General features: G+C 67.7%; 29 protein-coding genes. 8 read left to right on the top strand and 21 right to left on the bottom strand.

Translation table 11 applies throughout. The features are described 5' to 3' along the window. Positions 1-55 precede the first annotated feature (55 nt). From AAHF99_RS05580 to AAHF99_RS05545, 8 genes are all read right to left on the bottom strand, one after another. The gene (locus AAHF99_RS05580) at positions 56-1,342 is read right to left on the bottom strand and encodes an HK97 family phage prohead protease (RefSeq protein WP_342163055.1); all 1,287 of its coding nucleotides are present in this window, start codon (positions 1,340-1,342) and stop codon (positions 56-58) included. Continuing rightward, on the bottom strand, positions 1,342-2,775 hold the full coding sequence (locus tag AAHF99_RS05575; RefSeq protein ID WP_342163054.1) for a phage portal protein: 1,434 nt from the start codon (positions 2,773-2,775) through the stop codon (positions 1,342-1,344). Before AAHF99_RS05575 ends, AAHF99_RS05580 begins: the two co-directional genes overlap by 1 nt. After that, a complete protein-coding gene (locus tag AAHF99_RS05570) occupies positions 2,775-4,631 on the bottom strand; it encodes a terminase large subunit (RefSeq protein ID WP_342163053.1) in 1,857 nt (618 codons plus the stop codon). The genes AAHF99_RS05575 and AAHF99_RS05570 overlap by 1 nt, the downstream gene beginning before the upstream one ends. Continuing rightward, positions 4,549-4,944: a hypothetical protein gene (locus tag AAHF99_RS05565; protein WP_342163052.1), complete on the bottom strand. Its 396-nt coding sequence runs from the start codon at positions 4,942-4,944 to the stop codon at positions 4,549-4,551. Before AAHF99_RS05565 ends, AAHF99_RS05570 begins: the two co-directional genes overlap by 83 nt. Beyond that, a complete protein-coding gene (locus AAHF99_RS05560) occupies positions 4,922-5,326 on the bottom strand; it encodes a hypothetical protein (RefSeq protein ID WP_342163051.1) in 405 nt (134 codons plus the stop codon). Before AAHF99_RS05560 ends, AAHF99_RS05565 begins: the two co-directional genes overlap by 23 nt. Positions 5,327-5,553: 227 nt before the next feature. Continuing rightward, positions 5,554-5,691: a hypothetical protein gene (locus AAHF99_RS05555; protein ID WP_342163050.1), complete on the bottom strand. Its 138-nt coding sequence runs from the start codon at positions 5,689-5,691 to the stop codon at positions 5,554-5,556. 3 nt (positions 5,692-5,694) lie between these two features. Next, positions 5,695-5,820 (bottom strand): hypothetical protein, encoded by a 126-nt coding sequence (locus AAHF99_RS05550; protein ID WP_342163049.1) that lies wholly within the window; start codon positions 5,818-5,820, stop codon positions 5,695-5,697. Between the two features lie 72 nt (positions 5,821-5,892). Next, on the bottom strand, positions 5,893-6,267 hold the full coding sequence (locus AAHF99_RS05545; protein WP_342163048.1) for a hypothetical protein: 375 nt from the start codon (positions 6,265-6,267) through the stop codon (positions 5,893-5,895). Positions 6,268-6,724: 457 nt separating this feature from the next. Here AAHF99_RS05545 and AAHF99_RS05540 point away from each other — a divergent pair, with 457 nt between their 5' ends. Next, a complete protein-coding gene (locus tag AAHF99_RS05540; RefSeq protein WP_342163047.1) occupies positions 6,725-7,324 on the top strand; it encodes a hypothetical protein in 600 nt (199 codons plus the stop codon). A 33-nt stretch (positions 7,325-7,357) separates the two neighbouring features. On the opposite strand, the gene nusG is transcribed toward AAHF99_RS05540, so the two are convergent. The 13 genes from nusG to AAHF99_RS05475 all read right to left on the bottom strand — a co-directional run bounded on the left by nusG (position 7,358) and on the right by AAHF99_RS05475 (position 14,801). Beyond that, positions 7,358-8,206, bottom strand: coding sequence for a transcription termination/antitermination protein NusG (nusG, locus tag AAHF99_RS27185; protein ID WP_412759839.1), 849 nt, complete (start codon positions 8,204-8,206; stop codon positions 7,358-7,360). Then, the gene (locus AAHF99_RS05530; RefSeq protein ID WP_342163046.1) at positions 8,203-8,616 is read right to left on the bottom strand and encodes a hypothetical protein; all 414 of its coding nucleotides are present in this window, start codon (positions 8,614-8,616) and stop codon (positions 8,203-8,205) included. Before AAHF99_RS05530 ends, nusG begins: the two co-directional genes overlap by 4 nt. Positions 8,617-8,628: 12 nt before the next feature. Continuing rightward, positions 8,629-9,735, bottom strand: a complete 1,107-nt coding sequence (locus AAHF99_RS05525) for a DUF1376 domain-containing protein (protein WP_342163044.1) — start codon at positions 9,733-9,735, stop codon at positions 8,629-8,631. A 2-nt stretch (positions 9,736-9,737) separates the two neighbouring features. After that, the gene (locus AAHF99_RS05520; protein ID WP_342163043.1) at positions 9,738-11,207 is read right to left on the bottom strand and encodes a replicative DNA helicase; all 1,470 of its coding nucleotides are present in this window, start codon (positions 11,205-11,207) and stop codon (positions 9,738-9,740) included. Further along, entirely contained in the window at positions 11,194-11,403 is a 210-nt protein-coding gene (locus AAHF99_RS05515) for a hypothetical protein (RefSeq protein ID WP_342163042.1), read from the bottom strand. Before AAHF99_RS05515 ends, AAHF99_RS05520 begins: the two co-directional genes overlap by 14 nt. Next, the gene (locus AAHF99_RS05510) at positions 11,400-11,636 is read right to left on the bottom strand and encodes a hypothetical protein (RefSeq protein ID WP_342163041.1); all 237 of its coding nucleotides are present in this window, start codon (positions 11,634-11,636) and stop codon (positions 11,400-11,402) included. Before AAHF99_RS05510 ends, AAHF99_RS05515 begins: the two co-directional genes overlap by 4 nt. 4 nt (positions 11,637-11,640) lie before the next feature. Beyond that, positions 11,641-12,168 (bottom strand): methyltransferase, encoded by a 528-nt coding sequence (locus tag AAHF99_RS05505; protein ID WP_342163039.1) that lies wholly within the window; start codon positions 12,166-12,168, stop codon positions 11,641-11,643. 167 nt (positions 12,169-12,335) lie between these two features. Next, entirely contained in the window at positions 12,336-12,848 is a 513-nt protein-coding gene (locus AAHF99_RS05500) for a hypothetical protein (RefSeq protein ID WP_342163038.1), read from the bottom strand. Positions 12,849-12,850: 2 nt separating this feature from the next. Continuing rightward, positions 12,851-13,270, bottom strand: coding sequence for a hypothetical protein (locus tag AAHF99_RS05495; protein ID WP_342163037.1), 420 nt, complete (start codon positions 13,268-13,270; stop codon positions 12,851-12,853). 46 nt (positions 13,271-13,316) lie between these two features. After that, the gene (locus tag AAHF99_RS05490; protein ID WP_342163036.1) at positions 13,317-13,655 is read right to left on the bottom strand and encodes a hypothetical protein; all 339 of its coding nucleotides are present in this window, start codon (positions 13,653-13,655) and stop codon (positions 13,317-13,319) included. Then, positions 13,652-14,020 carry a hypothetical protein gene (locus AAHF99_RS05485; RefSeq protein WP_342163034.1) on the bottom strand — a complete coding sequence of 123 codons (369 nt, stop codon included), beginning with the start codon at positions 14,018-14,020 and terminating at the stop codon, positions 13,652-13,654. The genes AAHF99_RS05490 and AAHF99_RS05485 overlap by 4 nt, the downstream gene beginning before the upstream one ends. 202 nt (positions 14,021-14,222) lie before the next feature. Beyond that, a complete protein-coding gene (locus AAHF99_RS05480) occupies positions 14,223-14,408 on the bottom strand; it encodes a hypothetical protein (protein ID WP_342163033.1) in 186 nt (61 codons plus the stop codon). A gap of 132 nt (positions 14,409-14,540) precedes the next feature. Continuing rightward, the gene (locus AAHF99_RS05475) at positions 14,541-14,801 is read right to left on the bottom strand and encodes a hypothetical protein (protein ID WP_342163032.1); all 261 of its coding nucleotides are present in this window, start codon (positions 14,799-14,801) and stop codon (positions 14,541-14,543) included. Positions 14,802-14,876: 75 nt separating this feature from the next. On the opposite strand from AAHF99_RS05475, the gene AAHF99_RS05470 reads away from it, so the two are divergent. The 7 genes from AAHF99_RS05470 (at position 14,877) to AAHF99_RS05440 (ending at position 17,759) form a co-directional block, all read left to right on the top strand. Beyond that, complete coding sequence (locus tag AAHF99_RS05470; RefSeq protein ID WP_342163031.1) at positions 14,877-15,605, top strand: S24 family peptidase; 729 nt, start codon at positions 14,877-14,879, stop codon at positions 15,603-15,605. A 576-nt stretch (positions 15,606-16,181) separates the two neighbouring features. Next, entirely contained in the window at positions 16,182-16,340 is a 159-nt protein-coding gene (locus AAHF99_RS05465; protein WP_342163030.1) for a hypothetical protein, read from the top strand. Then, positions 16,340-16,672 carry a helix-turn-helix domain-containing protein gene (locus AAHF99_RS05460; protein WP_342163029.1) on the top strand — a complete coding sequence of 111 codons (333 nt, stop codon included), beginning with the start codon at positions 16,340-16,342 and terminating at the stop codon, positions 16,670-16,672. The genes AAHF99_RS05465 and AAHF99_RS05460 overlap by 1 nt, the downstream gene beginning before the upstream one ends. Before the next feature lies 1 nt (position 16,673). After that, positions 16,674-16,958 (top strand): hypothetical protein, encoded by a 285-nt coding sequence (locus tag AAHF99_RS05455; RefSeq protein WP_342163028.1) that lies wholly within the window; start codon positions 16,674-16,676, stop codon positions 16,956-16,958. Further along, complete coding sequence (locus AAHF99_RS05450; RefSeq protein WP_342163027.1) at positions 16,955-17,245, top strand: hypothetical protein; 291 nt, start codon at positions 16,955-16,957, stop codon at positions 17,243-17,245. Before AAHF99_RS05455 ends, AAHF99_RS05450 begins: the two co-directional genes overlap by 4 nt. Then, entirely contained in the window at positions 17,242-17,388 is a 147-nt protein-coding gene (locus tag AAHF99_RS05445; protein WP_342163025.1) for a hypothetical protein, read from the top strand. Before AAHF99_RS05450 ends, AAHF99_RS05445 begins: the two co-directional genes overlap by 4 nt. A gap of 65 nt (positions 17,389-17,453) precedes the next feature. Beyond that, on the top strand, positions 17,454-17,759 hold the full coding sequence (locus AAHF99_RS05440; RefSeq protein ID WP_342163024.1) for a hypothetical protein: 306 nt from the start codon (positions 17,454-17,456) through the stop codon (positions 17,757-17,759).

Genomic DNA, 17,759 nt, shown 5'->3' with positions numbered 1-17,759 from the left:
TGGCAGCGCCCGCACTCGGGATGGCCACCGGGGTCAACCGCCGTGTGCGGGCGGATTACGCGGGGGCGTGCTGCCCCATCTCGATGTCGAGGGCGGCCATGCGGGCATCGGCCTCGATGATCTCGTGCTTCGCAGTGAGCACCTGCAGGTCGGCGGCCATGCTCGCGGCAGCCTTCTGCTCGGGCGTCGGCTCCGGGGCCGGCTTCTGTCCGCCCTCGGTGGGCTTCGGGTCGGCGGCCTCGGTCTTGCCCTTGATGCCCAGCGCGGACAGCAGGCCAGCGACGATATTCTCGGCGAGGCCGGCGCCCTCGGTCTTCACCGCCTTCAGCGGCTCGATCTTCGTCAGCGCGGAGACCTTGTGCGCGACCTTGGTGTCGGTGGCGGTCCAGCTGTCGCCGTCCTGGCGGTAGATCGTGATCTTCGCGGCCGGGTCATCGGACGTGCCCGTCACCGTTGCGCCCGGCACCTCGATGGAGCCGTCGGACACGATCTTGGTGACCTTGCCCCGGGCCGTGGCGCCGTTGGCCGACCACGACACGAAGTCACCCTTCGCAATGCTGTCGGCCTTCACCACCTGCGCCGCGCCGGCGGCATCCTTGAAGGCGACGAAGCGCTCGCCGCCGAGGACGAAGCTCTTGCGCTCGGACGCACCGCGCTGGTGGGCATCCTCGAACATCTTGCGCGGCACGATCACGCCCTTCTCGATCGTCCAGGTGTCGAGCACCTCCTCGATCATCTCGCGGGCCATCACGTCACCCTCGGCGGCGGCCTTGGCCAGCGCGGCCGGGTTCGCCGGGATGCAGCACGGGGAGCACTCGTAGAGGTCGGCCTCGTGGATCATGTAGCCGGGGTAGAAGTAGCCACCCTGCTGATCCTGCGGCACCTCTCGGCGCTCGATGGAGGTCGGCATGAAGCCGATCGAGCAGGCGCGGACGCTGCCGGCATCGAAGTGGATGGCGAGGCGGTCCGCCATAGGCTCGCCCTTGACCAGGGTCAGCGTCCCCTCGGTGCGCTTCGGTCGACCGCCGAGCGACTTTTCGAGGTCCGACCATGTGCCCACCGGCGGGTCACCGGCCTTGTGCGACCACGGCGCGACCGGGTTCTTCTCGAACTCGGAGGTGTCCAGGCCGGCCTGCACGACGATATCGCGGTCGCGGTCCTCGACCTCGGCCGACATCACGAAGCGCATCGTGCCGGCTTCCTTATCGAACCGCGCCTTCGCGATGCCGGTGGGGGCCGCCTTGATGATGACGCCCGAATCCCGGGCGAAGTGTTTCCGCTCGACGCCGCCGTAGCCGCGCGAGGCGAGGTACTCGTCGATGGAGACGCGCTTCGAGGCCATCAGGCTGCTCCTGTTGCATCGTAGGCGAGGCGCAGACCGGCGCCCTTGCCCGCGTTGTTGTCGGGGCTTTCGCCCTGCCCGGCGCCCGGTCGCGTGGCGTTCTGGCCGGAGCCGGCCTGGACCACCCTGCCGTCCGGCCCGATCAGGCTCATGTTCACCGGGACCATGCGCTGGTCGCCGCCGGCCTGGAGGGGGTTCCAGCGGAACGGCAGGACCTCGCGCAGTTCGTCGAAGGTCCCGAGGCCGTTCTTCGCCGCCATGTCGACGAGCTTGGAGAGCGCCTCGAGATCGGTCGACATAAGCGTGATCTGATCGAACTGCGGGCCGTAGATCGGCCAGTCGTCGATCGGGAACAGCGCGTTGCGGAACTTCTCCTGAATGCCGTGCGCCGTCGGATGCAGGCAATCGCTGTAGTATTGGCGGTTCATGGCCGCCATGTTGTTGTAGGCCACCGCCTCCAGCGCGAAGATCTTATGCGGCGGCATGTTCATCAGGCCGCAGATCCGCATGACCTGCTGGTTGAAGCTCTCCGTGGTCTGGCCGTCCCGCGCGTTCAGCGCGATCACGTTGGCCTTCAGCCCGGCCTCCAGCAGGATCGGATCGCCGTTGGCGCTGGCCTTCCGGGTCCGGTCCGTCAGCTGCTGCTTCAGGCGACGGAACGCGGCGTCGGCCAGCCCGCCGTCACCGAATTCCTTGTCCGTCTCGAAGACGAGCGGCTGCTTGCCGTCGTTGCCGAACAGGTTCGTTTGGTACTCGGCGATGGCCGAGACGAGGTCGAAGATCGGCGTGCCGAGCGCGAGGCTCGACAGGCCGTAAAGCCCGTCCCAGAGCCTGCCGCGCAGGTGGATCACGCGATCCGCCGGCACGATCATGTACGTCTCGCCGAGGACGGCTCGCTCGTATTCCGTGCCGGCGAAAATCTCGTAGAACAGCCGCCCGCTCGGGTAGGCGACGCGCGCCCGGCACCGGCCCGGCATGATCGGGATCAGTTCGAGGACCGTGCCGTCCGTGGCGATGCGCTTCAGCGCGTAGGCGTTTTGCGCGAGCTCATAGTGCATGATCATCATGCGCCAGAACTCGGTCCACGTATGCTGCTCGTTCGGCCGGGTCATCAGCAGCCGGGCGACCGGGTGCTGGTCGTGCTCGACCATCGTCCAGCCGCGGCCCTTGCGCTTCCAGAGCAGCATCTCGGCCTTGGCGATGTCCTGGGCCTTCCGATCCGCGCACTGGATCGCCAAGCCCATGCCGACCGCGTCGCGGCCGAGGATGCCGCCGCGCGGCCCGCGCCCGCCGATGCCCAGGAAGTCGCTGACGTCCGACCAGCCGAACTCGAACTGGTCCCATCCCTCGGGGTCGGTGGTGGTGAGCGGGCCCGGCACGTCGCCGGCGGCCTTGGCTACGGCGTCGGACATGGCGGGGTCGGACAGGCTCATCAGGTCGATGCTCCGGCGAGACCGCGGGTCAGCCACGGGTTGCTGTCGGCGGTCCGCTTGGCGTGAGCGCCGAGCTGTCCGGCCTCATGGTCGAGGCGCAGCGCGTTGGCCTCGACCAGGGCGTCGAAGCCGTCGATGTTGGCCTTCGACCAGGGCTTCTCTTTCTTCGGCAGCACGTTGGCGTTCTGGTCGTAGTGGCCGACCACGTTGCCGGCGCACCAGGCCGTGATCGGGTTGCCGTCGTGCTGGAACAGCTCGGGATCGGCGGTGCGGGCCACGAGGTCCTCGGTGGCCGCCGTCAGGTTCCTGGCGTTCTTCTGGATGATGAAGGTCTGGTAGCCGGCCTGCTCGATGTCCGAGGCCATGAGGTTGGCCTGGTAGTCGTCGAGGCCGACGCCCACGACGTTGTGCCCGTCCAACGTGGCGAGGATCTGCTTCAGGATCACCCGGTAGTCGATGAAGGAGCCCGGCGTGAGGTGAAGCCACCCCTGCCGGTGCCACGCCAGGAACGCATCGGCGAAGCGGTCGTCCTTCAGCCGCTCGCACTTCGCGCCCAGCCAGTAATCGGCGGTCGTGTAGACCCGCTCTCCGGCCTTCACCATGTAGGCGGCCGCATTCAGGTCCGAGCGGCTCGCGAGGTCGATGCCGACGTAGAGCGGGAAGCCCTTCAGCACGTCGAGCTTCAGCATCGGGTCCGCGCAGCGCTCCCACGCCTCCAGCGACACGAGGTTGCCGGCGGCGCGCGACCAGAAGTTGACCCGGGTCCGCAGGTACTCCTGCCGCTTCGACTCCGACTTGCGGCCCTCGAACGCCTCCTCGTCGATCGAAGTCGGGTTCAGCGAGACGCCCCACATCGGGTTGAGCTTCTCGACCGTCGCCGGATCGAAGCACCGGTCCTTGTCGGCTTCCGAGCCCGCGTACATCGCGATGAACAGGCGCGGCGCGCTCAGCCGGCCCGCCAGCACCTGCCGGCAGACCTTCCAGTCGTCGTAGGCCGGCGCGTTCACATCGCGCCCCGCCGTCGAGATGCCCAGGTCCAGCGGCGACTGCCGCGAGCCCTGTGCGGTCTTCAGCACGCCGATGACGTCCTGATCCTGAGCGTGAAGCTCTTCCTGCAGCAGGACGTGCGGGTTGAAGCCGTCGAGGTTCTTGGCCCGGGCATGCGCCAGCTTGATCGTGCCGCCGGTCGCCTTGAACTCGCACCCGTCCTTGATGTCGACCGCTCCGGTCATCTCCCGGAGGTCGTCATCCTTGCCGATCATCTTGCGGATGACGTCGTAGGGGATGCGAGCCTGATCCTCGGATGCGGCCGAGACCACTACGTCGGCGCCGATCTCGCCCTCGAAGTTGGCGCAGTACAGCACCACCCCGGCCGACAGCGTGGTCTTCGCGTTCTTGCGCGGGATCCAGACGCGGACGGTGCGCACCCAGCGCAGCCCGGTCGCCTTCTCCCGGAACCCGAAGATGCCGGCGAGATACCAGCACTGCACCGGCTCCAGCGTAATCGTGCCGGTGAAGGCCTTCACGTGCGGGAGCTTTTCAACGAAGTCACAGACGTCGACGACGTGCTGATCGGACCAGACGAAGTCCGCCCGGCCGGTCATCGCCTGGGCGCGCATATCGAGGAAGCGCTGGCAGCCCTGCCGTTCCTCGTCGCACGCCGTCACGCGGCCGGCCGCGACCTCCTCGCAGTACCAGACGGCCATCCCGACGTAGGCCGGGAAGGTCTCGACCTGCCCGTCGATCTCGATCTCGACCGGGCGGAACCGCTGATCAGCGGCGGTTCGCGAAACCTGTGCGCGCGTACCGGTTGACCCGCGCCCCTTGTGGGGCCGCGATCGGCCTGTCGAGGTCATCCAGGCCCAGCTCCTTCCGCGCCTTGTCGAGTTGGGCGAACCACGACCCACGCACCTGCTTGCCGCTCGCGGCGGCCCGCGTGATCGTGTCGAACTGCATCGCGTAACTGGACAGGCTGCGGTGCGCGCCGATGGTCAGCCGCCCGGCGTCGAACAGCACACGGGCGAGGGTGTCGTATTCCCCCTGCGCCTCGACGCTGCTCAGCGGGAACAGGGAGCGCGGGATCTCGCGGAAGGCCGGATGCGCCACCACGCGAGGATCGCCGCCGCCGACCTGCGCGGGCTCGGCGTCAGCCTTCCGAGCCGCCCCCATACCGAACCTCGCCGCGAATGACCGGGCGTGCGCTGGGATCGTCGCACCAGAGCACGATCAGGTGCATCTGGTCGGTCCGCCGCGCCAACGCCTCCAGCGCTTCCTTCCACCCGTGGCAGGCGGCACACAGCGACCACAGCCCTTCGTCCGGGCAATGCACCGCCCCGCCGTCTTGGACCGGGAACTTGTGATCGACGAACTTCGCCAGGACCGTGCGGCCGATCTCGTCGCAGCGCTGGCAAAACGGGTGCTCGCGGCGGAAGGCGACCGAGCGCCGGTCCCATCGCGCATCGTAGCCCCGCTCGCGGTACGGCGTCCTCGGCACGCAGCGCTGGCGCGTCGGTCGCCGGGTCGCGCCTCGAGCACGGAAGATCTGCGGCATCAGCGGAAGAGGCGCGCCGTCGTCATGCTGGCGATCGGCTTAACCGCGTAGCACGACTCGTTTTTTTCCGTTTTGATCCGCGAGAATCGGTTTCCCATCCGCCCCTGAACTCGCGACGGATTTTCCTTAATCGACACCCCCCACCCCTTGCTGCCCGCCCGATCCATCTCGATGCCTCTCAGGATCGTCAGGGCGGGGGCGTGAGTGGCCGCGCGTGTCTCGACGGCTCAGGAGCCCACGCCGATGCGGGGCTTGCCCAGCGGGCCCTGATCCGGCGCCAGGGCGGCCAGGACGGACTGGCTGTGCTCCTGATGCCGGAGCGCCAGCTTCAGGTGGCCGATGATCTCGTGGTTGTTGTGAAGCACGGTCTACGCCTGCGAGCGGGTGTCGCCCTCGATCTTCCGGCACTTGGCCTCGATCTCATCGATCAGCGCGAGGAGGTGCTCTTCGAGCTTCGCCCCGGTGGGGTTCTCGGCGGACATCAAGATCGCCATCGGAGCTTCGCGAACACGGGGGGAGTGAAAATCTGAAAGGGCCGGAGGGGTGGTCACCCTCCGGCCTGGGCATCAGTTCGCGGCGTTGTCGGTGCCGTTGCCCTGCTGCTCGGTCGCGGCCGGAGCCGGATCGTCGCCGGTCGAGGCGGCGGCGGTGTTGGCCGGGATGGCGGCGGCGAGCGCCGAGGCCGAGGCCTTCATCTCGGCGATGATAGACGCGAACTGCGCGCCGTCGCCGATGGCGTTGGCCTGCTCGAGGCGGCCGACGAGGCCGGTGATCGCGGCGGCGGCGGCGGCTTCCACGGACTCGTTGGCGCGCACCTGCGCGATGAGGTCGTCGAGGTTCTGGTTGGCCATGATGCTCTCCTGGGTCAGCGCAGACGCCTGCCACAGCAGGGCGTCCAGTTTCGCTTCGATGCGGCGGCCTCGGCCGATCCAGTCGAACATGCGAGGTCCGTTCGCTGATGGTGAGGGAGGCAGGGCTCGAACCCGCCGTGCGTTAAGCGCCTGGGTTACAGCCAGGTGGACGTCCGCGCGTCCGTGTCCCTCAAGCGGATCAGGACGCGTGCCGCAGGGGTCAGCTGGCGTCCGGTTCTATGTGGACAGAGTCCGACCAAAGAGGGGGTCTGGCACCTCCCTCGGCCTCATCCCATCCTTCGACCCGCTGAGCGGGGAGTACAGGCAGAGACGGTCCAACGCCGCGAACGGCGTGGGCCGCATAGATTCAGAATCGATTCGGGGAGTCAACCGGCGGCTGTGGATGATGGCAGATGCCCCTTTGCCATGCCTGTACGGCGCAGTCCGTAGCTCTGTGACCACAAGCTCATTAGTAAATAATAAACTTTACAACAGAACGTGAATTTAAGCTCTCATCGCAAAGTATACTCGAAAATCGGGGAAGGCGATGAAAATCAATCTCGATAGTATTGATGAAGATGTAATTGGTTTTATCTTCTGTTCATTTTTGTTTTTATGCTCACTGGTCGCTTGGTATGGGTGCTACGCTGGCTGGAACGCGCCAAACGCGCTGATTGCGATCTGGCTAACAGCGGCATCAATTCTCTTGATGCTGGCGCTAAACTCTTTTGGTAATGACAGGTCGCCAACTAGAGACGAATGGTTCGGGTCATTTGGCATATTAGCGACGTTGATCACATTTACCGGCAGCTATGGCTGGTGGTACTCGTGGCCAGGCCCCTTTCTCTACATTGGCCTTCTAGGCATATTCTGTTTCATAGTGTTTGGAGTCGTCGCTGAGCGCTTCGAACGAGATGATCGGCGCCAGATGCTACTGGCGAAAGGCTATAGCGAGGAGCAGATCAACGATCTCTTCGCGCGCGAGGATGCTGAAGCTGCCCGAAAGACCGAGATCGCTTACCTGCGTAATTCGATCAGATATGAAGCTACGATGGCTGAGCAGGAGGCCAATCAGGGTCGAGATGTCGGCGGCCGTCTCGGACAGATCAGGGTTCTAGAATCAAAGCTCCGCCAGCTTGGCGCATAAGCGCGCTGGCTTGTTGGCGGAGTTCCAGTGCGCTTACGCCCGCTCGAACTGCTGTCGCTCCAGCTCCACCGGGGTGCCGCGGCCAAAGATGTCGACGGCGACCTTGAACCGGCTCCGGTCCTCCGCGACCTCCTCAACGACGCCGCTGAAGGTGGCGAAGGGGCCATCCACGACGCGCACCCATTCCCCGATCTCGATCCGGTCGTGATCGTCGAGGATCGGCGCGGCCCCGATCAGCCGGTCGGCGAAGCGCCGCATCTCGTCGTCGGGCACGGCGACTGGGACGATGGCCGGGACGCGCCGCTCCTGGCCCGCCGGGTCGAGCAGCGACTCCTGACGCTCGACGTGCTCGACGGTCCAGGCGAACTCGCGCTCGTTGAGCATCAGCTCCCGCTGACCGCGCACCTGCGGCATCGCCGCGAACACCCGCCGCTCCATCAGCCAGGGATGCGCCTCGGCGAGGTCGTCGAGCTGCTCGCAATAGGCCAGCCCTACGAACACCTTCCGGTCGAACAGCGGCATCCGGATCTTGCGGACCTGGCCCGAGGCGAGACGCTGCTCGACGTCATCGGTGGGCCGGAAGAACGGGATGCCGGCCTTGCGCAGCCGGTCGCAGAGATCGCCGGCATGGCCGACGCAGGCCTCGACCATGATCCAGACCTTGCCCTCGGGCAGGTCGTGCTCGGCCCGCCGGGCGGCGATGCGCTCGGCCTCGCGCTCCCGCTGCTCCCGCTGATGCCGTTCCCGGGGGCTCTCGCCGGTCACGGGGCGGTCGCCGTTGCCGGCCGGGCCGATGTAGCCCCGGCGGTCGAAGCGCTTGCGGGCGGCCTCCTGCTCGCGCTTGAGCTTCAGGCGTTGCTTACGGGTCAGTCTGCGCGTCATCGCTGTGCTCCCGTGGCTCCCCACCCGGTCGAGACCGGGCGCTGATCTGGCGCGGCATGGCCGGCGGCGTGATCGGCGAGGCTGGCGCCACCGCTATGCCGGCCCGGCGCGCCGCTGATCACGGCGAGGTGCTGCGCGCACCAGCTGGTCGGCTTGCCCCGCAGCCACGCGACCGGCCCGCCGCAGAACCGGTGCTCCTCGGCCCGGGCGGTGTGCGGCGTGCAGGCGAAGCGGCACTGGCCGGCGTGGAGGTCGGCGATGCGGTAGGTGCCCGGGGGTGGCGCCGGGGCTGGCGCAGCCTGCTGCACCTCGGCGACCTGCGCGGCCTGAGCGGCGAGCGCATCGCGGGCTTCCCGCTGCTGCCGCTCGTAGCGCAAGGTGGCGCCGGACTTGTGGGGGGTTCTGGCCATGCTCGCCCCCCTTCAGTGCTGCGCCATGGCGTAGCCGCGAGCCTCGGCGCGCTCGGCCGGGCTCATCGCCTGCTCGGCGTCGATGACCGCTCTCGCCTCCTCGAGGACGTCTTCCGGCGTCGCGCAATCGGGGTGATCGGGCTTGAGCGTGGTTGGCCAATTCGGGTGCCAGCGGCCCCTGTAGAAATCGATCGCCATGACCAGCTGATGCCGCCGGAACTCGGTGGGGGTCGGCAGGGGCGTGGGAGCGTCTGACGACCGCTGGCCTGCGGGTTTTCCAGCGATCCGCTCCTTCGCCGCGGTGCGAATCCAGCCGTCGAAGTCGGCCCAGGATTTCGCCCGGCGTCGGGATTTGGCGAGGAAGGCGGCGAGTCCGGCTTCGACGTCGGCCCGAACGATTCCGGGCTCGCCGAGGATGGCTCGGATCGGCGTCACGTCGGGATCGACCAGCACCGGCTGTCGCTCGTCCGTGATTAACGACCGGACCCAGACCTCGGTCTCGTCAGGCTGCCGTCGGGATCGAACCTCGCGTGCGTCGCCGCAGGCTTCTTTCTCCCTGTCTATTCCCTCTCCCTGTCTATTCCCTTTCGGCAATGCTCCCGTCATGCTGCCGTTATGCTGATCGGATGCTCCGGCATTTGCTTGAGCAGATGCACCATTGATGCGCGGGGAGTGCTCCGTTTCGCCACCTCCGGAAGGAGTGTCCTTCTTCCCCCAGCGAGCTTCGGCCGCGGCCTTCGCCTGTTCGGCGCGAGCGCTAGCTTTGCCTGCGAACTCGCTCTTCTTGTCCCAGGCATCCAGGGCCTTCTCGGCGATGACTGGATGGTAGAGGCGGCCATCCGAGCACTCGACCCAGCCGTAAAGCGCGCCCTCGGCGACCTTCTCCCATTCGCTGACGACACGGCCGTAACCTGCGAACTTGGAGAGCTGCTTCGGATCCTTCGGGAGCGACCCCGCCGGCACCTGATGCCAGGACGCGCACCAGAGCAGGATGGCGGCTCGGAACTCGTCGCCTGAGATCTCGTCCACGATCGCCGAGTCACGCAGGCGCGAGACCTCGAGCGGCATGAAGGGGAAGTCACGCAGGTCGATGTGCGCGGGAACGAGCGGATCGCGCATGGTCAGCCTCGAAAATTGTAGTTGCGGACGGCGTTCAGCGCCGGATCGATCCAGGCGCGCACGATGTGGTTCGAGCGACCGGCCCGGTTCTTGTCGATGATGAATTCGAGGCCGTGGCGGTTGGCGCGATGATCTTCGATCGCCTTCGCCTCGCCGTTCCGGAATGCAGGAGACCGCTCGATGTAGTAGGCGGCGCGGTAGAGGAAGATCACCGCATCCGAGTCCTCCTCGAACGCCCCGGCGCCGCGCAGATCGGCGAGGCCCGGTCGTTTATCCTCGCGGTTCTCAGGGCCACGATTCAGCTGCGCGAGGAGCAGCACCGTCGTGTCGAGGTGCTTGGCCAGCGCGAGCGCGCCGTCGGCGATCTCCTTGAAGCCCTCGTCCTCACGATTAAAGTTGCGCGAGAACTTCACGATGTGCGCGTGATCGATGACGACGAGCCCGAGCGGGATGTTGCGTCGGGCGTAGAGGTTGGCCAGCCGGTCCGTTGAAGCGGCTATGTCGCCGATGGTGCGGCCGCCGCCATCCTCGATGTGGAAGGGCAGGTCGCGGGTATCGCGCGCCGCGACCGCCACCTGGTAGGCGTCCCGATCGTTCAGCGCCCGCCGCTTCTGAATCTGCGAGAACGGGATCTCGACGCCGAGGTCGAACAGGTGGCTTGCTGCGATGCGGGCGGCGATCTGCTTCCGCGACATCTCCAGGGAGTGGTAGATCGCGGCGTGGCCGCCGGTGGCGACGCAGCGCCCCATCTCGACGCCGACCACCGATTTGCCGACCGAGGTTCTGGCGCCGATGGTCAAGAGGAACGAGGGTAGCAGGCCGCCGCCGATCTCCTCGTCCAGCGCCGCGATTCCGCAGGACGGCGGCGCGAGGTCTTCACCTTGAAGGCTGGCCTGGATGTCCGAGACAAGGGCGTGGCTCGCCTCGTCGAGGCTGACCGAGGTGACCTTCCGATCCACGAACGAGGACCGGACCGCGTCGATGCGGCTGTAGATGCGATCCAGTGCCGGGCCGGGTACGAAGCCCGTCCCGGGGGTGACCGAACCCGTCGCAACGTGAAGCTCGCGCAGCTGCCAGATCTGCTGGACGATGCGGGCGTATTCGACCGCCTGCGCCGGCAGGCCGTTGATCGCCAAGCCGGTGAGGTAGGACCCGAAGGTCTTGCCACCGAAGTCCTGCCCCCAGACCTCGGCGCCGATCGCGGCGCGCACCCGCATCAGGTTCGGGGTGTCGCCAGCCGCCACGACGTCGGCGATGGCGGCCCAGACCATCTGGTGAGGCTGCTCGTGGAAGTGCTCGACGGCGACCAGGGCCTCGACGCGCGGGTAGACTTCCGGGTGACCGAGAACGGTGCCGATCAGGGCCTGCTCGACATCGACGTCGGCGATCGGCGCGGCCGGCGTCGGTGCGACAGCAGCGCGGCCTGCACGGAAGTCGTCGAGAAGCGCGACGGGATTGCTACCGCTTGGCATGGTGATCCCGAACCCATTCGAGTGTGCGGACAGCCGCTTCCAGGCCCGGCAGGGTCGCTGCGGTGCAGCCGGTGTCGGGCGGCACCTTCTTGCCCTGCTGGATCAGGTCTTCCCGGCGCTGCAGCCACGCCTTGCGGTTGACGATCACGAGGCTCAGCTCGGTGATCTGCTCTTCGATGCCGACGCGCTCACTCATGCCGAGCGCCTCCGATGCCGAGCCGGAAGCATCTCCTCCGGCATGATGATCGCGTCCTTCGACAGGCGCGGCGGGATCTCGACGCCGTCGGCGTAGAAGCCGCGGCCCGGCACTGGATCTCGTGGATCGTCGAGGACGTGCGAGATCAGGCCGTAGCGTTCGGCCGCCTCGAGGACCTGCTCGCGCGTGCCCCGGTAGGCGATGGTGCCGGCACGGATGAGAGCCCAGCGCATCGGCTCACTCTCCCGCCATCAGGAGAGGAGCGTCGGCCGGCGCGGCCCCGAAGCGCGGCACATCGTCCGGCCGTGTCAGGGCCTTCCGACGGCCCGGCGGGATGTGCACGAACTCCGTCGTGGCCGACCCGTCGATCTCGTCGGAAGTGAGCCAGACGACCCAGAGGTAGGACGTCGCCGTCGAGCCGTTCGGCTCCCAGCGCCCCCGGTGCATCGGCAACCGCTCGACAAACTGCGCGACCATCGCGGGGCGATGGTGGGCGAAGAGGCGTTCGTAGCGGCCCGCGCCTTCCAGCCAGGACGTGCGCACCAAGAGCGCGACACCCTCGGTCGCGATGGTCAGCGCGTTGAGAGCGAAGGCCTCGGCGACCTTGAACGGCGGATTGGTGATGATCCAATCGGGCCGACGACGACCGGCGGGCGCCGATATCGCGCCGAGGAAGTCGATCGCGTCATCCTGATGCTCGGACCCGTAGGCGAACACATCGGACGCAACGACATCGAGGAAATATTCGCGCAGCGGCGCCGCCATGTGGCCCTGGCCGCAAGCCGGCTCCCAGCAGGTCCGGTGGTAGAGCTGAAAGTGGTCGCGCAGGATCTCGCACAAGGCGCGCGTGCCCCACGGGGGCGTGGGGAAGAAATCGAGGCTGTCCGGCGGCTCGCGACGCGACGCCATGACGGAGGTATGGCCGGAGGGAATCATGCTGCCCTCCCGCCGAGCGGGCCGAGCCGAAGCCGCGAGAAACGCGGCGCCTTCACGTCGACGACACAGGCCCAGAGTGCGAGGGCATCGGCGGCGTTGTCGTCCTTCGGATCCCAGCCGAACCGCTGGCACGCGGCGATCATGTCGCCTTTGCTGGCGAACCCGTGCCCGGCGAAAGTCTTCTTGATGCTGTTGTTGCCGTGCTCAAGGCACTGCACGTCGCGGCGGTAGCAGGCGATTTCGGTCTGCCAGCACAGCCCCATCAGCTTACGGGCCGTGTTCGCGTTGCCCGTGTTGCTGACGAAGGGAGCCTCGAACACGACCAGCGCCGGGCTCTCCAGCGTGATCATGTCGAGGAGCCATTGATCGTAGGCGTCGCCGAAGCGCCCAATCCCGTTCCCGGTCGACGGGAGCCGGTACGAGCCGTAGTGCGGCTCTGCGTCGGGCGACCCGCAGGCCCAGCCCAGGCGGGTCGCCAAGTCCAGGGTGAGGATCTTCGGCAGCGCCATGATCAGTGCGCCAGCTGCTGGATGCCGCCGCGCAGGGCCTTACTGTTGCGCTCGACCACCTCATCGTCGGCCTTGGCCTTCGCGGCCTGCTCGGCCCGGCGCTTCTCCTCGTCGCCGTCGCCAGCGGTCTCGAACAGGTCCGGCGGCGGGTTCAGTTCGAGCTTCGCGCGGTAGTCGTCGAAGGCGCGGAGGTAGTCGGCGCGGGCCGCATCCTCCATGCGCGAGAGCTTGCGGCAATCGTTGAAGGCCCGGCGGTGAACGCCGTGGACGTCCTCGGCCTTCTTCACCGCCGCGCCGAGTTCGCCCCGGGCCGCGTCCATGTCGGTCTTGTGCCCGTTGCAGACGCCGATGAGGCTCTGCAGGACCGGCGCCGCGACGCCTGTCTGCTTCTTGCTCTTCGTGCTCTTCAGCTTCTCGGCCATCGCGGGCCTCCATGTCGCGCGGGAGCGCCCCGCGTGGGCGGGCTGTTCAGCCGGGGAAGCGGGGGACGCGCGGCGGAAGGCCGGAGCAGCCGGCGGCGGCGCGGGGCACGGGCGTGGCCTCGGACCGGAAGACGTCGTCGCGGACGTGGCTCACGGCGCCGTCGAGGGCGACGATCAGCCAATCGCCAGCGACGGGCGTGCTGGCATTGCAGAAGTGGCGCGGCACCGCCGCGTGCGCAGGCTCGCCGTTGGCGATGATCGTGACCCGACGGTGAGTGTCGATCTCGTCGGCAGCGACGATCCGGAAGGCCGTGACGCGCTGCTGAATGACGTGCGTCGTGGGCAGCAGGCCGTCGAGGGTGATGGTGCGCAGGGGCTCGTTCACGCCGCGCCCCCGATCATCCGATCATGCAGCGCTTGCGCTTCGCTCAGGAGCGCCGCCGCTTTACCCACCATGTGCGGATCTTGCGGAGCGCCCAGGCCACGAGCGTTTTCCAGCTCGCGGGAGAGGGCGGCGATCTCATTCTGGAGGTCCTCGATCGCGTAGCGGGTAAGGCCGGCCCGCAGGTCGGCGTCGAGCTTCTTCAGGCGGCCCCGAAGCAGGTTGTAAAGCGTGCCCGGCGCCCAGCCGAACTTCTGCGCAACCCGATCGCGGGCTACGTCCTGCGGCAGACCCGTCCGCTCGGCGTACCGGCGCACACAACTGCGCGCCAACGTCTCGGCGGTGTCGAGATACAGACCGGCGCTCACAACGCGCCTCCCTGGATGCGTAATCCCTGGCCGCTGGTCGCCCATGCCACTTTCCTCGTGCTCTGAAGGGGGCACGGGAGCGGCAGGAGCCGGCGATGCAGGAGGTGGACGGAATACGCAGGCACACGAAGAGCACCCCGCCCGCAGTCTTGGCGGGCCGACGGCAGAGGTGCGGGAATGACGACGTCGGACCGGCGGGGCATCACGCGAGCCCCCCGGCGGCGGCGCAGGCGATGGCGAGCAGCAGCAGCGCCCCGCCGAACGATTGCAGGACCACCTCAACGCGGCTCTCGTCCGCGCGCGGCCCAGCCGCGAGCGCCAGCACGAAGAGCGCATCGAAGGCGCAGAGCAGCGAGACGGCTTGGAGGACGTGCGCGGTGAGGCTCATCTCAGGCGCGCACCGAAAGAGGCCGGAGCCCGAAGGTCCCGGCCAGTCTGTCAGGGGAGAAACGCCCGAGAGAGGCGTGCCCGCACGGGGCTTCGGTGCGGCCGACGGCCGAAAAAGTAATGAGGCCGCTCATCAGGCGGCCTCCGTTTCTGTGGTGAGGGGCCGCGGGACGTCGCTCGGCCAGTGAGCGTCTGACGGCCAGTGGTCCGAAAGCCAGCGAAAGGCGGCGGCGAGGTGCCTGGAACCGACATCACCGCCATTCCGCACCAAGCCGATCCGCTTGCCGTCGTTGAACAGCAGCGTCGAGACGCGCGAGTCCGACAGCCCTCGCGCCTGGCGGAAGGCATCGACGACGGTCAGCAAGTGATCGGCCGTAAGCATGGGACCGAACATGCGGGCAATCTCCCGCATGTGTCAAGGGTCACTTCCCGCTCATCCCTCGCGGACCTCGCGGGTATCCTCCCTTACATGCCGAGAGACATCCGCGAGCGTATCCAAGAACGCCTTGACGAGACAGGTAAGTCGAAGCGGGCCGCCAGCCTTGATGGCGGCCTGGGCGCCGACGCTATCCGCGACCTGATGCGTCGACCGGATGACTCGCCTACACTGGAGACCGTCTCGAAGCTCGCGGATGGGTTGCAAACGAGCGCGGCATGGCTGGCATTCGAAGCCGGGCCGAAGACGCCGAATGCCTCCAGGCGCGAGGCGTCACTGGTGAGCGCGAACAAAGCCTTCACTCTGGCCAAGGTGGATGGCCCCGTCGCTGCCGGAATGTTCCTAGCAAGGCCCGCGTTCGACGACGACCTAGGAGAGGTCATCTCCGCTCCACGCGATCCTGAATATCCCTTCGCCCGACAGATCGCCTATCGCGTCGAGGGCGACTCCATGGACAAGGCACAGCCGCGTCCGATCCGGCACGGGGACTTCATCATTTGCGCCGCCTGGGAGGATTTGGACCTTCCCGAGAAAGACGGCCTGGTAGTCGTCGTGCAGCAAACGCTCGCTCAAGAGCAATTGCGGGAACGCTCGGTGAAAGTCCTCAAGCTTTATAAGGACCGCCGCGAGTTCGTGCCAATGTCGTCAAACCCGGAGCACAAAAGCATCGTTGTTCCTAGAGACGCCGATCCGAATGACGGGCGCGAAGTGAAGATCATCGCGCTCGTCCGTTACGTCTTCGACAACCAGCCTATTCGATAGCTCGGGGATCGTCGCCGGGCTGGCGCAGGTACACGACCCCTAAGACTAATGCGCCATCGGAGGCGCACGTTGGGCATGCCGTATCCATGCGATCGATGACCCCCGAGTCGTAGAAGTCATGGCCCGTCGCCGGGTCGTTGGGCTCGTCGGCCATCGCCACAATCTCCGAACGCTCGCGGTCACACTCCGTGCATCGGAGGCGAACGCTGAAGCAGCGCTCCTGAAGGATCGGCCGGGCGGTCGAGGCCGTGTGTGTCGTCGGGGGGAACATAAGCGTCATCGGCTACCTCCAGCGGATATGTTCTCATTACGTTCTCAACTCGCTGGAGAGTCAATCCGATGCGGGATCATTCCCTCACCCTGTGGATCAATGTGCATAGGCGAGCGCAAGTAGCTGCCACCACTCACGAAAAAGACACGCGAAGTTTTGGCTGACCCTCTCGCGGTCCTTGACAGAGCAGGGCGAGGAGGCCGGCAAAGCGCCGAAATAAGGGAGATTGCCCGCATTACGTCTTGACGCGGGCAATCTCCCGCATCATTCTTGGCTTCATCGCCTCAGCGATTGGAGCCGCCGCCGTGCTCAGCACCCTTCACACCTACCTCGCCAGCCTGCCCGCCGAAGGCACGGTCGTCGTCACCGTCCTCTGTGTGGTGCTGCCGGTCCTCGCGCTGTTCGGCGCAGGGTTCGAAGCCTTCCGCGCCGCTGATCGCGCCGCCGACGAGTGGGCCCGGTGATGGCCGCTCGCCCGCGCTTCCCTTCGCCGGCTCAGGCCATCCGCGCAGCGACCGCCGTGCAACGCGCCGTCAACGCCGCCCGGCCCGCGACCCTCGCCGCGCGTCTCGGCGTGAAGGTCACAACGGTGATGGCCTGGACCTTCTGCCCGGCCGAGCACGTCGATGCCGTCGCCGATGCCTCGGGCGTCGCCCGGCACGACCTGCGCCCCGACCTGTATCCGCGTCCGACGCCGGCCCGCGCCCTGAGCGCCGAGCAGGCCGTGGCCGCGCACCTGATGGCCGGCGAGCACTTCGCGCGGACCGGGCGGTGCCTGTCGCTGGAGGGCCGCTGACATGGAGCGTCCCTACGATCCCTGTCGCGGCCCGTCCTGGCCCATCTGGACTCGCCGCCGCGTGCGCCGCCCGCGCTACGCCCTGCGCTTCACCACCCGCACCCGTGGCCCGTCGCCGGCCATGCGCGCTGCCCTGGCAGCTTTCGAGGATCACGCCCGGCGCTGGGTCGCCGCCCGCGTCGAGGTCCTGGCCGAAGGCAGGCTGCCGGTGACGCCGGCGCGGGACACCCGCCTCGACCTTTCCGCCGGTCGCCGTCCGGCCTGCTTGTCCGGAGGCTCGCTGTGAACGCGCCGTTCCTCTCGCTCGTCCCGACGCCCGCCGCCGAGCCGGTCAGCAACTCCGAGCGCCTCATGGCGCACGGGCAGCTTGTCGCGTCAGCCGACGCCCTGGCCCATGCCGTCGAGGGCGCGCACTCCGCGGCCTTCTTCGCCTCCCAGGCCGCATCGCGAGGCGGCGGCTACCCCTCTGATGTCGAGCGCCTGGAGCGCACCCGCGAGCTGCTGCGCGAGACGGCGCGGCGGGTCGACGAGGCCATCGACATGCTGGCCGATGCTGCGGGGAGGCGCCTGTGAGCCCCTTTCTCTGGCTCGAGCTCTGCTCGGCCTTCTGGTCTGCCTTCCTTCCGCCGCCGCGCGACCTGCCGGCCAGCGTCACGGACATCCGCGAGGGGCACGCGATCCGCGCCCGCCGCGCCGAGCAGCGGAGGCGGCTGTAATTCTCTCTCCCTTCGATCCCGATCAACTCGCGCCCATCGCGGCGCTGCGTGCCCAGGAGGCGCTTGTGCAGGCTCCCAACTCGTTCGCGGCGCGCATGGCGCTGCTCGGCCATCCCGGTCCCTACCAGTCCAGCCCGAGCAATCCCGGCCTCGTCCTCGACCGGGCCCGGCATCCCATCGAGCACGTCATGCCGACGATCAGCGGCGGCCCAGCGCGGCGCGAGGCGGCCGAGATCACGGCGCTCGCCCTAAACCGGCTCTGCGGGTTCGTCGCGGTCGAGGACAAGCTCGACCCCGAGCACATCGACGACGTGCGCGCCGAGAGCGCGCGGTTCCAGGCGCAGGCGCGGCCTGCCGAAGCGGCCGAGTGA

The organism is Methylobacterium litchii (genome assembly GCF_038442315.1).
Lineage (GTDB): Bacteria > Pseudomonadota > Alphaproteobacteria > Rhizobiales > Beijerinckiaceae > Methylobacterium > Methylobacterium litchii.
Note: the sequence above shows the minus strand (reverse complement) of the source record. Positions and strands in the feature narration are given on the sequence as shown.

Coding starts and splice junctions, on each gene's coding strand:
- AAHF99_RS05560 (WP_342163051.1), bottom strand. CDS start 5,326: ATGCCGCAGATCTTCCGTGCTCGAGGCGCGACCCGGCGACCGACGCGC.
- AAHF99_RS05550 (WP_342163049.1), bottom strand. CDS start 5,820: ATGGCGATCTTGATGTCCGCCGAGAACCCCACCGGGGCGAAGCTCGAA.
- AAHF99_RS05475 (WP_342163032.1), bottom strand. CDS start 14,801: ATGTTCGGTCCCATGCTTACGGCCGATCACTTGCTGACCGTCGTCGAT.
- AAHF99_RS05565 (WP_342163052.1), bottom strand. CDS start 4,944: ATGGGGGCGGCTCGGAAGGCTGACGCCGAGCCCGCGCAGGTCGGCGGC.
- AAHF99_RS05580 (WP_342163055.1), bottom strand. CDS start 1,342: ATGGCCTCGAAGCGCGTCTCCATCGACGAGTACCTCGCCTCGCGCGGC.
- AAHF99_RS05505 (WP_342163039.1), bottom strand. CDS start 12,168: ATGGCGGCGCCGCTGCGCGAATATTTCCTCGATGTCGTTGCGTCCGAT.
- AAHF99_RS05480 (WP_342163033.1), bottom strand. CDS start 14,408: ATGAGCCTCACCGCGCACGTCCTCCAAGCCGTCTCGCTGCTCTGCGCC.
- AAHF99_RS05540 (WP_342163047.1), top strand. CDS start 6,725: ATGAAAATCAATCTCGATAGTATTGATGAAGATGTAATTGGTTTTATC.
- AAHF99_RS05455 (WP_342163028.1), top strand. CDS start 16,674: ATGGAGCGTCCCTACGATCCCTGTCGCGGCCCGTCCTGGCCCATCTGG.
- AAHF99_RS05460 (WP_342163029.1), top strand. CDS start 16,340: ATGGCCGCTCGCCCGCGCTTCCCTTCGCCGGCTCAGGCCATCCGCGCA.
- AAHF99_RS05495 (WP_342163037.1), bottom strand. CDS start 13,270: ATGGCCGAGAAGCTGAAGAGCACGAAGAGCAAGAAGCAGACAGGCGTC.
- AAHF99_RS05470 (WP_342163031.1), top strand. CDS start 14,877: ATGCCGAGAGACATCCGCGAGCGTATCCAAGAACGCCTTGACGAGACA.
- AAHF99_RS05530 (WP_342163046.1), bottom strand. CDS start 8,616: ATGGCCAGAACCCCCCACAAGTCCGGCGCCACCTTGCGCTACGAGCGG.
- AAHF99_RS05500 (WP_342163038.1), bottom strand. CDS start 12,848: ATGGCGCTGCCGAAGATCCTCACCCTGGACTTGGCGACCCGCCTGGGC.
- AAHF99_RS05525 (WP_342163044.1), bottom strand. CDS start 9,735: ATGCGCGATCCGCTCGTTCCCGCGCACATCGACCTGCGTGACTTCCCC.
- AAHF99_RS05520 (WP_342163043.1), bottom strand. CDS start 11,207: ATGCCAAGCGGTAGCAATCCCGTCGCGCTTCTCGACGACTTCCGTGCA.
- AAHF99_RS05515 (WP_342163042.1), bottom strand. CDS start 11,403: ATGAGTGAGCGCGTCGGCATCGAAGAGCAGATCACCGAGCTGAGCCTC.
- nusG (WP_412759839.1), bottom strand. CDS start 8,206: ATGACGCGCAGACTGACCCGTAAGCAACGCCTGAAGCTCAAGCGCGAG.
- AAHF99_RS05570 (WP_342163053.1), bottom strand. CDS start 4,631: ATGACCTCGACAGGCCGATCGCGGCCCCACAAGGGGCGCGGGTCAACC.
- AAHF99_RS05575 (WP_342163054.1), bottom strand. CDS start 2,775: ATGAGCCTGTCCGACCCCGCCATGTCCGACGCCGTAGCCAAGGCCGCC.
- AAHF99_RS05545 (WP_342163048.1), bottom strand. CDS start 6,267: ATGTTCGACTGGATCGGCCGAGGCCGCCGCATCGAAGCGAAACTGGAC.
- AAHF99_RS05510 (WP_342163041.1), bottom strand. CDS start 11,636: ATGCGCTGGGCTCTCATCCGTGCCGGCACCATCGCCTACCGGGGCACG.